Origin of the sequence: Nocardia sp. NPDC005745 (assembly GCF_040630775.1) — a bacterium.
Classification (GTDB): Bacteria; Actinomycetota; Actinomycetes; order Mycobacteriales; family Mycobacteriaceae; genus Nocardia.
Map to the genome: position 1 here is coordinate 23,169 of NZ_JBEXYF010000041.1, position 13,164 is coordinate 36,332.

A 13,164-nucleotide genomic window follows, 5' to 3' on the forward strand; every position below is an offset into this window, starting at 1 on the left:
TATGGGCACTGGTGCGATGGTTGAATCGTTGCCGAGGCGATTGCCGGCGCCTCGGCAATCGGGAGGAGGGGGCTGATGTCGGCCGGAGGGGTCGAAGTCGGTTCGAAATGGCTGTCGGCGAAGATCTCGGGGCCGTCGGACGCTCCGGAACGTATGACACTGATACGTGAGCAGGACGTCGGTACGGTCAACTCTCCCGTTGACGGGTGGGCGTGAACACGGCAGAACGTGAGGCGCGGTTGTGCGGGTGAACCTTCGGCGGCGTACCACGCGTGCGGAGATCGGGTATGGCGCATTCCTGTCCTACAGCGGGGACCGGGATCGGGCGGTGCTTCCGTTGATCCAGAACGCGATCGAGAAGCTGCCACGACCGTGGTACCGCTTCCCACGAACACGCATCTTCCTCGACTACAGCGGAATCTCGATCGGTCCCGAACTGGAGGGCAAGATCGTCGCGGGCCTGTCGCGTTCCAAGTGGCTCGTCGTGGTGGCTTCGCCCGAGGCTGCCGCATCCATGTGGGTGGATCGCGAGATCGAGTGGTGGCTGGCGAATCGGTCTCCCGAGACGATATTGCTGGTCCTGAGCGCCGGGACCTTGGCATGGGACGAGGTGGCGGGGGATTGGGACCGAGTTCGCTCTACCGCGCTCCCGCCACGCCTGTTCGGGGTCTTCGCCTCCGAACCCGTATACAAGACGATCAAGTGGCGCGAGGGTGCGGACGGAGCCTCGTATCCGGATATCGACGCCATCGCGGTCGGCATCGCCGCGGTAATTCACGGCGTCTCCGAGACAGATATCAAATCCGAGGGCTATCAGCAGACCAAGCGAAACTTGCGCTGGGCGAATACCGCCATCGGCGCATTGGTGACCTTGCTCGTCCTGGCGCTGATCGCAGCGCTCGTAGCCAGGGTGCAGAGCAATCGTGCCGAGGAGCAGGCCGGAATCGCCACGGCGCGACTCATGGCGTCGGTCGCCGATACCAAAATGACCACGGATGTCCGTGCGGCCCTGCTTCTGGCCGTCGCGGCTTACCGTCTCGACCCGAGCCCACGCCATCACGCCGCCCTGCTCCGCGCGAACCTGGCCAGTCCCGCAATCGTTCGTCACGTCGCCGCACCGGCGGACGTCACCGCCCTGGAGAGCAGCGCCGACGGCGGAACCGTCGTCGCCGGGCTCGCGGATGGGCAGGTCGTCACGTGGGCGCCCGGCAGTCCGTCGCCGACATCGGTCGCGCGACTGCCCGGCGCGATCCGATCCCTGGCTGTCGCGGCGGACGGCCGGACCGTCCTCGCCACAGACGGCGCCTCGACGACACTGTGGCGCGACGGCGCGGGCCGCCGGGAGTTCGGCGCGCCCGACGAGCGTGGCGCCGATGTCGTCGCGATCTCCGCATCCGGGAAGTTCGGCGCTGTTCATCGCATCCATACCGACACGGCCGGGATCTCGAACGGGGCGGTCGACATCATCGACCTTCTCTCCGGGCAGGTCCGCATGTCGCGTCCGACCCGCCGGCCGATGACGAGCATGGTGTTCACCGAGGACACGGTCCTGCGTCTCCTCGATACCGGTGGCCGCGTGCGCCAGGTTTCTCTCCGAGACGGCGCCGCCGTAGACCTTTCGCCCTTGGACACCGACTCCGTCTGCGGGAACAGCCAAGTCGTCGGAGAACTGTCGGCCGACGGATCCTCGTTCACGTGTTCGGTCCTGCCCGGCATCCCGGTACCGGTTTTCCGGCTGCGGCAGGCTTCGGATGCTGCTCGTCCGGAAACCGAGTACGTGGGCGTCGCCACGCCCCGCCGGGCGGCGGCCGCAGCGCTCAGCCGTACGGCCCGTGTGGCAGCGGTACCCAGTGAGGACGGCGGTCTCTATGTGGCGCCGGTGGCCGCCGAGATCACCCCCCGGGAACCACCACCGCTGATCACCGGTTCCGCTGTCGACTTCGACCGAGCGCTACTACGGTTCCGTGGAAACTCTGAAACACAACTGGTTTCGGCCTCAGGACGACTGATCACCCTGTGGGACATCGCGCAGCGCGATCGGTTGGCGAAATCCATCCCGGTGCCGATCGTCAAAGGATGCAACAGCTGTGATCCCGGCTTGTCGCTGTCGCCGGACGGGCGCACCGCCGTGATCACGGGCAAGCGCAAGGACCCGGACGAGTCGTCGTTGAACAGCGACGTCGTGATCATCCAGCAGCTCGGACCGGACTCGTCCCGGCGACATGTCATCCCCGGGCTGGACGGAATACCCGTGTGGCGCCGCGACGGAACCTTACTGGCGATCGCCGCGCATCCCGACTCCGGCTATGACCGCCGCGTGCCCGCCGACCGGCCCCGAACGGAAATGCCGTTCGAGGTGGCGGTGCTGTCCTCTCCGCCGCCGCTGGTGCGGGTCGCGGCGGCGGCGGTGTCGGCATCCTCGGATACCGCGGTGTCTTTGGACGGTAGCGGAAGGGCCTACCTGCACAATCTGGTCACGGGCGGTATCGATTCGGAATTCATTCCGCTGGGCGGTGCGGTCGACTCCAGCAATATCCGGAAAGCGGTGATCGACGCGAACGGGGAGATACTGGCCGTGCGCGATGACGTCCACCTTTCGGTATACGACTTGTCCGGACATCAGGACACGCACGACATCGACGGCAAAGACGTGCAGGCGATGGCGTTCTCCGGCCGGCATCTGCTGATCGGGCGGGAGGAGAACATCGAAGTATGGGACCGCACCGGCTCCAGTCGTGAGCGGACGATTCCCTTCCGCAGCACTCGGGGAGCCACCGCGCAGGTGGCCGCCGCTGACGACACGACAGTGGTCGTCGCGAGAGACCAGGCGAACTATATGACGCTCTTCGCGGCCGATGGTACGAATCTAGGGGAACTGGAGCCGGATTCTGTTTGGCACGTGACGCCCGCTGTCGCTTTGTCCGCTGATGGACGGTACCTCGTGACGATGAACCCCGGTCCGGCATTCTCCGGTGGCGTCGATGGAACGCTGATCGAACGCGACATCTCACCGGAGGGACTGATACGGGCCGCTTGTGCTTACGCCGGGGCGGATCTCACCGATTCCGAATGGGACGCCTTGATCGGGATCGCGCGTCCCGCACAAGCCCGTTGCCCCCAGGACACGCACGAGTAACCAAAGACCGGTTCACCGGTCCGGGCGGACCATCTCCCTTCCCGAGTTCGGGTGGGCAGGTGCGCGGGTGAACGACGCGCGGTAGCTGCTCGGTGGCACACCGACATGCCGGATCATGTGCTGGCGCAACGACTCCGCCGAGCCGAGGCCGCTGTGCCTGGCCACTTGGTCCATCGGCAGTGTGGTGGAGTCCAGCAGTTCCCTGGCTCGTTGTAAGCGCTGGTGCAGCAGCCATTTCTGCGGGCTGAGACCGGTTTCCTCGTGGAAGCGGCGGGTCAGTGTGCGGACGCTGGTGCGCGCGTGGGCGGCCAGGTCGTCCAGCGACAGCGGCGTGTCCAGTCGCCGTAGCGCCCAGGCGCGGGTGTCCGCGAGCGTGACACCTTTCTCCGCGGGCAGGGGTGCATCCACGAACTGAGCTTGCTCCATGGACGCGCTGGATACGGCCGCGCTGACCGCCGTCGCGGAGGGTGCGGAAACCTTGTTCAACATGGCCATGCCCGCGTAGCCGCACCCCTACACCGCGGTCGGTGACGCGGCGGCGGCAGCGGTCGCCGTCGCCCGCGACGAGCGCGCGTGGGGCCGCCCCTGGCACGCCCCGAGTACCACGGCGACCGTACGGGAGATGGCCGGGCGGTTCGCAGCGGTCGCCGGAGCGCCCGAGCCGCGGCTGGCGGTCATGAGCGATCGGGAGCTGACGCTGCTCGGTCTGACCGATCCGTTCTACGCCGAGTTGTTCGAGACATACCACATGTCACACGAGGCGTTCACGGTCGACGATTCAGCCATCCGTGACACGCTCGGACTGAAGGCATCCGATTTGGATGAGGTATTCGCGCAGGTGGTACGCGGAGGATGACCGGGGTGCGCGCGAGACCCGCGCGACCGGCGCGGCGGTGGATGCGCGGCGCGCCGGTCGCATGCTGCCGGACCGCTCCGGCCCCTGCTCGCCCGGGCAGGCAGTCGGCGCATGTGCCCTGTTGGGTTGTGACCCTCGGCGCAGCGTGCGCCGTGCGAGCGGAGTCTGCGTGCCCTGTCCCGAGTCGCCTCGTGCCACGGCGCCCGGGTCGGTCGGATGCGCGGCGACCGCCTGGGCGACGGACTTCGATGCGTCGCTCAGCACGAAGTCGCCGGAGCCCCGGAGCGAGGAGCGCGATCATACGTTGATATTTGCCGAATAATTGCTTTCTGGGTCTAGTAATCGAGATAATTCGGCATTGATCGCGTTTGAGCAGCAATTTCATGTTCGATTGAGAACATGCTCGACGAATGCCAGATGTGCCCAGGCGGGGGTGATGGACACTCGTCTCATGTACCGGCTCCTGCGATGCCTGGTTCCACTTCTCGCGGTGTGCGCCGCCTTCGTCCCGGCCACGACCGCCGCCGCCGACCCCGGCGCGAGCATTCTCGACGTGCGCCCGCTGGGTGGGCGGGAGTTCGAAGTCGTCGTCCACTCCGCGGCGATGGATCGCCCCATCACGCTGTGGATGTCGCACCCGGGTTCCGGCGCTCCCGCGCTGTATCTGCTGAACGCCGTGGACGGGGGCGAGGACGGTGGTCCGTGGACCCGGCGCACCGACATCGCGGCGTTCTTCGCGGACAAACCCGTCAACGTGATCGTGCCGTTGAGCGGGCGCGCCAGCTACTACACCGATTGGCTGCGCGATGACCCTGTGCTCGGCCGCAACATGTGGACGACGTTCCTGACCAGGGAATTGCCGCCGCTGCTCGGGGCCAGGTTCGGGATGAACGGCCGCAACGCCGTCGCGGGACTTTCCATGTCGGCGACTTCCGCGTTGGACCTCGCGATCGGTGCGCCCGGCCTGTATCAGGCGGTCGGCGCCTACAGCGGATGTCCGCGCACCAGCGATCCGATGGGCCAGGCGATCGTCCGATCGCAACTGGGAGTGTTCGGCGCGGACCCGGCCAATATGTGGGGTCCGCCCGGCGATCCGGCCTGGGCCGAACACGACCCGATGGTGCAGGCCGAGCGGCTGCGCGGTGTGGCGCTCTACATCTCGGCGAGCACCGGCGCACCGGGATCGCACGAGACGCTCAGCGATCCCGGCATCGACGGCAACCCCTTCCGGCTGGTGGATCGGTTGCTGGTGGGCGGAGGCATGGAGACGGTGATCAACGGTTGCACCCGGGCGTTCGTGGACCGGTTGAGCTCTCTCGGCATCCCCTTCACGGCGAATCTCCGCCCCGCGGGCACGCATGCCTGGACGTATTGGCAGGACGACGTGCACGAGTCCTGGCCGCTGTTCGCGGGCGCGCTGGGCGTCTGATCGGAACGCTCGGCGGGCGGGCCGGATCGACCCGGTACGCGCGAGTTCGCTACGGATTCCATGGGTCGAGTCCACCCTCGGGATCCAGGTGGTCGAGGTTGGCGACGCGTCTGGCCGATCGCATCAAGGCTTCCCGGTTGATGTCGTTCGGATTCTCGTAGTAGGTCCGGGCCGCCTGCTGGTGCAAGGTCGCGACTCGGTGCCCGATCGCCCATCGGGTGTCACGCCCCGCGCCGTCCCATTCGTCCGGCGTGATCGCCGCCCGCAGTGCCCGGTCCGAATGCCAATTCTGCTCGACCCGCTGCACGAATCCGTGATCGATGGCCGCGCCGGGGGCCGGTGCGTTGCTGTGCCGGACGAAACTGTCCGCCGCGATGACCGCTTGAGCGGCGAAGGCGTCGTGCGCTTCGTGGTCGACATGGTTGTCCACCGCCCAGGCCGCCGCGATCGCCTTCTGCAACGGTGCGAAGCTGTACGGATTCTGCGATGCCGTCGATTCCTGGACGGAGTACGCCGTGAACGCGTGGGTCACCCGCTCGTGGGTGGCGCCGGAGGAGAGCAGAACGGCATGGATCCGTGAATCGGGAACCTTGTTGTCCCGAAGCACTTTCAAGGCACGGGAGACGCCCAGCTGGGTGCGCATGCCCCCCATCGGCGCGGCCGCGTCGACCGCGACAGCACGCCAGTTCGTGCGGGCCAGCTGGTGCTCGATGTAGCCCTCTTCGCGGCTGGTCAGGATTCTCCTGGTGGAGCGTTCGATCCTCCTTCGTGTGCTCGACAGCGGATTCAGCGGATTGACCCTTCCTCCGGCGAGCCATGCCGTCACCGGCGAGGAGTTGATGGCATTGAGCGTGGTGAGGGTGCTCACCAAACCCATTCCGGGCGAAGCCTTTCCAGCGCCGCCACCACCCATGCCGAGGGCGGTGCCGCTGCCGCCGCTCGCGGACTTGCCCTGACCCTGGATCGCGAGACCGAACCGGTTGGCGATCCAGTCGTTGCCGCGGCTGAGGCCGCTGCTGAGGCGTTTGAGCTGGAACACGGCGACGATCTCGACGGTGCCCGCGATGATGATCACCGCCATGACCTGGCCGCGGGCCTGCGCGAACAGGTTGCCCATGAAGAGGATGTAGACCCCGAGAAAGATGGTGTACGCCGTCATGCGCGCCGCCGCGACGAAGCTGTCCACGATATTGCGAACCAGGAAGGTCTGCGTCGGGCCGTACACGAATCCGCCTGCGGCGAAACCGAATATCGACATGAACCCGTGATAGATCGTGTCCAGCGCGGCCTTGATCACCTCGAGTCCGAGGTACATCGCGAAGACCAGCAGAATGCCGCCGCAGGTCAGCAGCATGAGCCCGGTGGCGACCTGCCCCATGGAGGGGTTCTCGGCCTTCGCGTGGGCGGCGGCGTCGCCGCACGACTTCAAGCCGCTGATCACCCGGGCGTCGTCGCCTGCCGCCACACCGGCCGACCACGCCGACCGGCAGGCGGGCCGCTGGTCGACCGTATGGCCGAAATTCCACACCTGCAACGGCTGCCGGGCGAAATTGTCGGCGAGATCGCTCTGCATCGTCGCCACCAGCTGGGTCGGATTCGGATCGGCGTCGCCGTTCAAGCCCGCCGCCACCGAGATGCCGAGATCGCGGCCCTGCGCCAGCAACCCGTGCGAGGACAGCACGTCCGCCAAGGGCTCGGCCAGGAACAACGGACCCAGCAGTGCCACGCCCACCATCGTCACCACCTGCATGGTGGCCTTCGCGTGGTAGCCGCGCGCGATGAACCACCCGACGCAGACCGCGCCGATGCTCGCCGCGGTGACCAGCATGATCGGGGTCGCGATCTGTGCCGTCATGGCGTCGGCCACGCCGTGCAGGGCCGCACTGAACATGTCCAGCCACCGGAAGCTCAGCGCGTAGCCGATCAACCAGATCGCCGTCGTCACGATGGCTATGTAGCCGATGAACTCGAAGCCCAGCACGGCCCACAGGATGGTGGCGCGCGGCTTGAACAAGCTTTCGTCGCCGGTGGCGAACCGGTAGTCCGACAACGCGATACCCGACGAGTCGTGGATGTTCATCCAGCTGAGGCCGTCGATCTGAGAGGTTCCGGCCGTGCCGCCCGCCGCGTCCTGTGCGGTGGCCAACGCGCCGACGAAGCCGGGGAAGACGAAGAGCGCGAATATGATCAGGGCGATCCAGACGGCACGGCGCCGCCAAGGACCTGTTCCGAAACGCGGCCACCGGCTCGGCACACCGCCGCGCAGTGGGCGCCATGCCGTGCGGAATGCGCCCGGGACCGGAATCGAATGCCGTCTGGATGACCTGCGGCGGACAGCGCGTGATCGCACCGCTGGGGGGCAGATGTGCACGGAAGAGTCCTTCGTCCCGTCTGTGGGGGCGCAGCCGACTGCGAGAAGTGGAACGGATTGCGCGCTGAGGCCGATGGCAATGCGTGGCACCGTCTCACGCCTGTATTACAGACAGGTACGGAAACATCCGCTTGAACGTCCAATGACAACCAGGCGGCTCGGGAGTGTACGTACGGACCTCGGCCGTATACCTAGAGGTCAGATCAAAAAGATTGTGGTGCAGTAATTTTCGGCTTCGACCACGGTCGCCGGATGCATGCCGCGTCATCGACGTGCGCGGTGCTCGGCCGCCTACGCCGCGCCGAGGCCCCGGAGACGACACGCGGGCGTTCTCGACCGGCGGAACGCCGACTTGTCGGATACCGGGTGAACAATGCCGACATGGCATACGACGAGGAGCTGGCCGAGCGGATCCGGGAACTGATCGTGCCCGGCCCCGCACTCACCGAGCGGAAGATGTTCGGCGGACTCGCCTTCTTGATCGGTGGCAATATGGCAGTCGCCGCCAGCAGGCAGGGCGGTTTGCTCGTGCGGGTGGATCCCGAGGAGGGCGAGCGGCTCCTGGGTGACGCCGTGCAGCCCATGGTCATGGGCGGTCGCGAGATGGTCGGCTGGTTGCGGGTCACCGCCACCGACGACGACGAAGTCCTGCGGGAATGGGTCGAGCGCGGCGTCGCCTACGCCCGGACCCTTCCACCGAAGAGGAAATAGCTCAGGGCCGGACCTGCCGCCGGAAGAGCACGCGGTCGAATTCGCGGCCGTACTCGTCGACCGCGACCACATCCATCTCGCTGGCGAACACGCCAGGCCGGACGTCGACGCGCAGGAACGAGTAATTCCGGAAGCGGACCCGTGACCATGGCGCGGCTTCGTCCTGCTTGCCGCCGCCGGGCGTCCAGACGTAGCTGTTCGGCACCCCGGTGTCGGGCAATTCGTTGCCGCGGAAGGTCTCTCGGGAGTCCGGCTGGAATTCGTAGCGCGGGCGTCCGCCGCCGCCCACGGTATAGTAGACGGTCCCGTCGGTCTCCGGGTAGACGATCGAGTTGTCGCCCGCGACCTTCGTCGCCCGGCCGCCGCGGATCGGATCGGTGCGCTCGTAGACGTGGTTGTGGCCTTGCAACACCAGATCCACCTGGAATCGGTCGAACAGTCCTACCCACGCGTCCCGCACGCCGCCGTCGCTGGCGTGCGATTCGGTGGTCGAGTACGCGCAGTGGTGGAAGAAGCAGACTATGAAGTCGATGTCGGGGTCGGCGCGGTAGGCGGCCAGGGTGCGCTCCACCCAGCTCGTCTGCGCGCCACCGGAGTAGCCGCTGTTCGCGCGGATCTCGTAGGTGACGTCGTTGGCGTCCAGCGAGAGCACCGCGACGTTGCCGTAGGTGAACGAGTACGCCGACGGGCAGCCCGCCGGACCGTTGCCGGGGAAGTCCAGGCGCGCCAGGTGCCCGCCGTAGCCGTGCTCGCCGTAGGTGCCTTCCATGTCGTGATTGCCGGTGGCGAACATCCACGGCGTCTGGGCGGCGCTGGACTCGATGGCGTTGAAGTAGACGTCCCAGACGTAGGGGTTGTATTTGTCGAACCCGCCGGCCGGTCGCGCTCCGTGCGCGGCGAACTGTCCCGGCTTGCCCGCGCCGGAAGGATCGGCGTAGGCGATGTCGCCTGCGAGAATGTGGAAATCGGGTCGCGCGGCGGCGATCTGGCGCAACACGTTGCTCGCGTGCGGCGCGGCCGGATCGTTGTCGGCCTTGTAGTACTTGTCGTCGTAGTCGCCGGGAACGACGCCTTCGGGCAGCGCCGGGGTCTCGTCGGTGCCCTGGTCGCCCATCATGGTGAAGCGGAACGGAAGGACCGAGGGGCGTGCGCTGGGCATCGCGGGCGCGGCGGTGCGGATGTCGCCGACGAATCCGTCGGAGGTCCGCCAGCGGTAGAAGTGCGGCACCCGGCCGGGCAGGCCGTCCACCGGGGCGTGGACGTAGAACTGTTCGGCCGCGAGCACGCCGCCGTCGTCGGTGGGCAGTTGGGTGAGCAGGTTGCGCACTTCGGCTTCGACCGTGGCGCCCAATGCAGGCGTCGGTCCGTGGTCGAGGTACACCATGGCGCCCGCCGGACGCCGGGACAGCTGCGCCGCGAAGCGCAACTGGCCGGCCGCCTCCGGGCCGAAAGCGACGCGTCGTCCACCCACCGCCAACTGGGCGTCCTCGGCGTAGGCGCGCCCGCCGAACGGCACCGTGCCGATCGTGGCCACGGCCGCGGCCGCCGCGGCGCCGCGCAGGATATTGCGCCGCGACACCGGGTGACGGCGCAGGTAGGCGCGGTGCCATTCGTGCTGCTCGGCCATGGTCATGTGAGCGGCGAGATGGCCGGGGATTCCGGTGTCGGGAACGTCGCCTGCTGGATTCAGCGGTGTGGACGGCATACCGCAGATGCTGTACCGGCCGGGCGCGTGGAGCAACTCGACACCGCACCGCAGGCGGGAATACCTCGCGAACGACCGGCTTCGGCGCCGTGCGAATCAGGCATATGCCGGAACGGAACTGCGCAGGCCGCGCCTTTGTGGGCCGTGGCGCGGACGGGTCGGCTGCGGTCTACGCCGGTGGCTGCTCCGACGGGTTCGGCGACTGATCTCGGTCCGGGGGGAGATCAGGGGAGAACGGGGAGACGAGCGAATCGCTCCACGCGAAGCCCGGCGCACCCGGTCGCGCGCGCCCGGCGGCAGCTGCTGATGGTTCGTTGTTCCCGGTCAGCCGCAGGACGGTCCGCTCGAGGGCGGGCAGGATCTCGGTGATGTCGAGATCGTCGTTCGCGAATCGGCCGATCAACGCGTAGGTCATATGGGTCAGCACGAGCGCGATGTCCGCTACGTAGTCGGGCTCGGCATCTGCGAAAAGGGCTGCGATGGCGGGCAGTACGGCGTCGAAGCCTTGAGCGTCCAGTCGCCGGCCGCCGGGACCGGATCGTGCGCGATAGTAGGCTTCGAGCATCCGGGGATTTCGTTCCCAGGGTTCGAATACGTACCGCAACAACCGGATCAGGCCATCGCGAAGCGTCTCGCCTTCGATCTGCGGCGCCGGGGTGGCGTAGGTGTTGGTCGCCATCCATCGCTCGACCGCGGCGAGCATCAGATCGTCACGGGTGGGGTACCGCTTGTAGACCGTGGCGAGGGAGACGTGCGCGTTCCGCGCGACCGCCCGCAACTGGACCCCGTCGTAGCCGTCCGACTCGAGCATCGACAACACGGCGTCGATGATCTTCGCCGCCGAATCCTCTTCGTCTGTCCGGGCCACGTATGTACGGTAATCCAGTGGTCTTGTCGTGGATACTCGCCACGACAGCGGCGTCGCTCGGCGGGATTCCGATTGTCACCGAACGAGGTTCCGGTGCGACAGCCCCGTGACTAGGCTGCGGGGATGACGCTCTTTCTCCGCGTCGCCGTGGTGCCGGTGGTGCTCGCCGCCGCCCTGGTGAGTGCGGCGCATGCCGACGCTACGCCCGGTAGTGACATCACCGCCGTCACCCTCGGTGAGGCCCGGATCCCCGCCGGGCTCCTACCGTTCGTCGCGGGCACCGATCTGGTCGTCCGCGAGATCACGATAGGCCCGGGCGGCTCCACCGGCTGGCATTACCACGTCGGCCCGGTCTTCGGCTTCGTCCGATCGGGAACGCTCACCCACCCCGGTCCCGAGTGTGACGCGCCGGTGTATCGCACCGGCGAGTTCATCTACGAGCCCGCGGGCGAATGGAACGTCCACGTCGGTCTGAACCGCGGCAGCGAACCGCTGGTCCTCGACGTCGTCTACGCCCCACCGACGGGCGAGCCATTGTTCATCGACGCACCTGCCCCGCCCTGCGCGTAGCGTCCTCGGCACCGGTCGGTGCCGAAAGTCCGGCCGCAGGGGTCTCGGCGGCTCCTGGATAAGCGGCTGTCTCGGATCGAGCGGTTGTGTGCACGATGCGCCTGTGTCCGAGTTCGTGAAGTCTCGGCGCGTGCTGGACCGATGGAACATGATCGGCCGCGCGGTTCTCCGGTCGGCGTGTGCGAACTCGGATAGCCCGGACCGTGTAGCAAGCTGTGCGGTGATCGTCCGCGGCGGGCGATCTGCGGTGCGTCGACTTCCGGATGGAGACCCAGACATGTCGATGATTCCTGCTGAATTGAAGTACACCGATGCGCACATGTGGGCTCGGCTGGAGCGTGACGGCACGCTGGCGGTCGGACTCACCGACCATGCGCAACAGAATTTGGGCACGATCCTGTTCGTCACCACGCCCGGCGTCGGCACCTTCGTCGGGACCGGCGAGGCCGTCGGCGCCGTGGAGGCGGTCTCGGCCATCGCCGAGATGTACAGCCCGGCGCGCGGCGTAGTCGTCCAGGTCAACCCGGCGATCGCCGACGACCCCGAGCAGGTGAACAACGACCCGTACGCGGCCTGGCTGTTCAAGATCAGGCGGGCGGAAGGCGTCTCGGATGACGAACTGCTCGACGCCGACGCCTACCGCCGGTTGCTCGAGGATCTCGGCGCGTAACCGGGGAACGCCGCCCCTCCGTAGGCGAGGGTTCAGTGGTCCGGGTCGCGGTCCGGCACTGTTTCGCGACGTGTACCCCTACCGCGCCAACTGCGGTAGCCGCGATGTGCGGCGAAAGCTCCGATGATCGCGGTGACGCACCATACCGCGATCGCGGTGTAGGCCAGAGGGGCCGAGAGGTCACCGATCGATGCGCCGAGTGCGGTGTAGACGAAGGCCCGTGGCGCCGATCCGATCAACGCGCCGACGGCCATCTGCCACAACGGAATTCCGAAGGCGCCGAAGACATATGACGCCAGGGCGTCGGAGATACCCGGGACGAAGCGCTGACCCACGACGGCCCACATGCCGCGCCGTTCGATCTGGGCGTCGATGCGCTGGGCGCGCTCGGCGCCGAGCAAGCCGCGCGCGCTCTCGCGGCCGGCCCGCCGCCCGAGGAAACTCGTGATGGTCGCCGTGCCCACCGCCGAACCCAGCGTCACGAATGTCCCGACCAGCGGCCCGAACAGCAGACCACTCCCGGCTGCCAGCAACGGCCCGGGAACGAAGACGGCGCCGAGCACAGCCGACACCACCAGGTAGGCGAACGGCGCCGCGGCCCCAGTCGCCGCGACCATGCCGCGCACCCCATCGACGTCGATCACCCGCGCGACGGCGACGAGATAGAACATCACCGCCAGGCCCGCGGCGAACAGCGCGAGCCGTGCGATGTGCAGCCGCCGGCTGCCGGGGGAGAGCTGATCGTCGCCGGTCATGGTGCGCCCAATCCTGCCGCACGCGCGACCACACCCTCGAATCGATGGGCATACGCGCCCGGAGTCGGCGCCGACAGCCTGCGCGGCGCCGAG

11 protein-coding genes are annotated in these 13,164 nt (G+C 67.7%); 6 read left to right on the plus strand and 5 right to left on the minus strand.

What is annotated here, in order from left to right; all coding sequences use genetic code 11:
• The first annotated feature begins 247 nt into the window (after nucleotides 1-247).
• Nucleotides 248-3,136, plus strand: a complete 2,889-nt coding sequence (locus ABZ420_RS31090; protein WP_357130240.1) for a hypothetical protein — start codon at nucleotides 248-250, stop codon at nucleotides 3,134-3,136.
• A 12-nt stretch (nucleotides 3,137-3,148) separates the two neighbouring features.
• Here ABZ420_RS31090 and ABZ420_RS31095 read toward each other — a convergent pair whose 3' ends face one another.
• The gene (locus tag ABZ420_RS31095; RefSeq protein ID WP_357130243.1) at nucleotides 3,149-3,631 is read right to left on the minus strand and encodes a helix-turn-helix domain-containing protein; all 483 of its coding nucleotides are present in this window, start codon (nucleotides 3,629-3,631) and stop codon (nucleotides 3,149-3,151) included.
• 127 nt (nucleotides 3,632-3,758) lie between these two features.
• Here ABZ420_RS31095 and ABZ420_RS31100 point away from each other — a divergent pair, with 127 nt between their 5' ends.
• Together ABZ420_RS31100 and ABZ420_RS31105 are read left to right on the plus strand one after the other, a co-directional pair.
• Complete coding sequence (locus tag ABZ420_RS31100) at nucleotides 3,759-3,992, plus strand: hypothetical protein (RefSeq protein WP_357130245.1); 234 nt, start codon at nucleotides 3,759-3,761, stop codon at nucleotides 3,990-3,992.
• Between the two features lie 436 nt (nucleotides 3,993-4,428).
• A complete protein-coding gene (locus tag ABZ420_RS31105) occupies nucleotides 4,429-5,421 on the plus strand; it encodes an alpha/beta hydrolase family protein (RefSeq protein WP_357130248.1) in 993 nt (330 codons plus the stop codon).
• A 49-nt stretch (nucleotides 5,422-5,470) separates the two neighbouring features.
• Here ABZ420_RS31105 and ABZ420_RS31110 read toward each other — a convergent pair whose 3' ends face one another.
• Entirely contained in the window at nucleotides 5,471-7,567 is a 2,097-nt protein-coding gene (locus ABZ420_RS31110) for a hypothetical protein (protein WP_357130250.1), read from the minus strand.
• A gap of 606 nt (nucleotides 7,568-8,173) precedes the next feature.
• Here ABZ420_RS31110 and ABZ420_RS31115 point away from each other — a divergent pair.
• The gene (locus tag ABZ420_RS31115; protein ID WP_357130253.1) at nucleotides 8,174-8,503 is read left to right on the plus strand and encodes a TfoX/Sxy family protein; all 330 of its coding nucleotides are present in this window, start codon (nucleotides 8,174-8,176) and stop codon (nucleotides 8,501-8,503) included.
• 1 nt (nucleotide 8,504) lies between these two features.
• Here the strand turns inward: ABZ420_RS31115 and ABZ420_RS31120 are convergent, their stop codons facing one another.
• Nucleotides 8,505-10,208 (minus strand): metallophosphoesterase, encoded by a 1,704-nt coding sequence (locus ABZ420_RS31120; RefSeq protein WP_357130256.1) that lies wholly within the window; start codon nucleotides 10,206-10,208, stop codon nucleotides 8,505-8,507.
• Nucleotides 10,209-10,377: 169 nt separating this feature from the next.
• The gene (locus ABZ420_RS31125) at nucleotides 10,378-11,076 is read right to left on the minus strand and encodes a TetR family transcriptional regulator (protein WP_357130259.1); all 699 of its coding nucleotides are present in this window, start codon (nucleotides 11,074-11,076) and stop codon (nucleotides 10,378-10,380) included.
• A 123-nt stretch (nucleotides 11,077-11,199) separates the two neighbouring features.
• Here ABZ420_RS31125 and ABZ420_RS31130 point away from each other — a divergent pair, with 123 nt between their 5' ends.
• Both ABZ420_RS31130 and gcvH read left to right on the plus strand, forming a co-directional pair.
• Nucleotides 11,200-11,646: a cupin domain-containing protein gene (locus ABZ420_RS31130; protein ID WP_063052241.1), complete on the plus strand. Its 447-nt coding sequence runs from the start codon at nucleotides 11,200-11,202 to the stop codon at nucleotides 11,644-11,646.
• A 277-nt stretch (nucleotides 11,647-11,923) separates the two neighbouring features.
• Nucleotides 11,924-12,316, plus strand: coding sequence for a glycine cleavage system protein GcvH (gcvH, locus tag ABZ420_RS31135; RefSeq protein ID WP_357130262.1), 393 nt, complete (start codon nucleotides 11,924-11,926; stop codon nucleotides 12,314-12,316).
• A gap of 32 nt (nucleotides 12,317-12,348) precedes the next feature.
• On the opposite strand, the gene ABZ420_RS31140 is transcribed toward gcvH, so the two are convergent.
• A complete protein-coding gene (locus tag ABZ420_RS31140; RefSeq protein ID WP_357130265.1) occupies nucleotides 12,349-13,071 on the minus strand; it encodes a TVP38/TMEM64 family protein in 723 nt (240 codons plus the stop codon).
• Nucleotides 13,072-13,164: the final 93 nt, after the last annotated feature.

Coding starts and splice junctions, on each gene's coding strand:
- ABZ420_RS31095 (WP_357130243.1), bottom strand. CDS start 3,631: ATGGCCATGTTGAACAAGGTTTCCGCACCCTCCGCGACGGCGGTCAGC.
- ABZ420_RS31100 (WP_357130245.1), top strand. CDS start 3,759: ATGGCCGGGCGGTTCGCAGCGGTCGCCGGAGCGCCCGAGCCGCGGCTG.
- ABZ420_RS31105 (WP_357130248.1), top strand. CDS start 4,429: ATGGACACTCGTCTCATGTACCGGCTCCTGCGATGCCTGGTTCCACTT.
- ABZ420_RS31115 (WP_357130253.1), top strand. CDS start 8,174: ATGGCATACGACGAGGAGCTGGCCGAGCGGATCCGGGAACTGATCGTG.
- ABZ420_RS31120 (WP_357130256.1), bottom strand. CDS start 10,208: ATGCCGTCCACACCGCTGAATCCAGCAGGCGACGTTCCCGACACCGGA.
- ABZ420_RS31130 (WP_063052241.1), top strand. CDS start 11,200: ATGACGCTCTTTCTCCGCGTCGCCGTGGTGCCGGTGGTGCTCGCCGCC.
- gcvH (WP_357130262.1), top strand. CDS start 11,924: ATGTCGATGATTCCTGCTGAATTGAAGTACACCGATGCGCACATGTGG.
- ABZ420_RS31140 (WP_357130265.1), bottom strand. CDS start 13,071: ATGACCGGCGACGATCAGCTCTCCCCCGGCAGCCGGCGGCTGCACATC.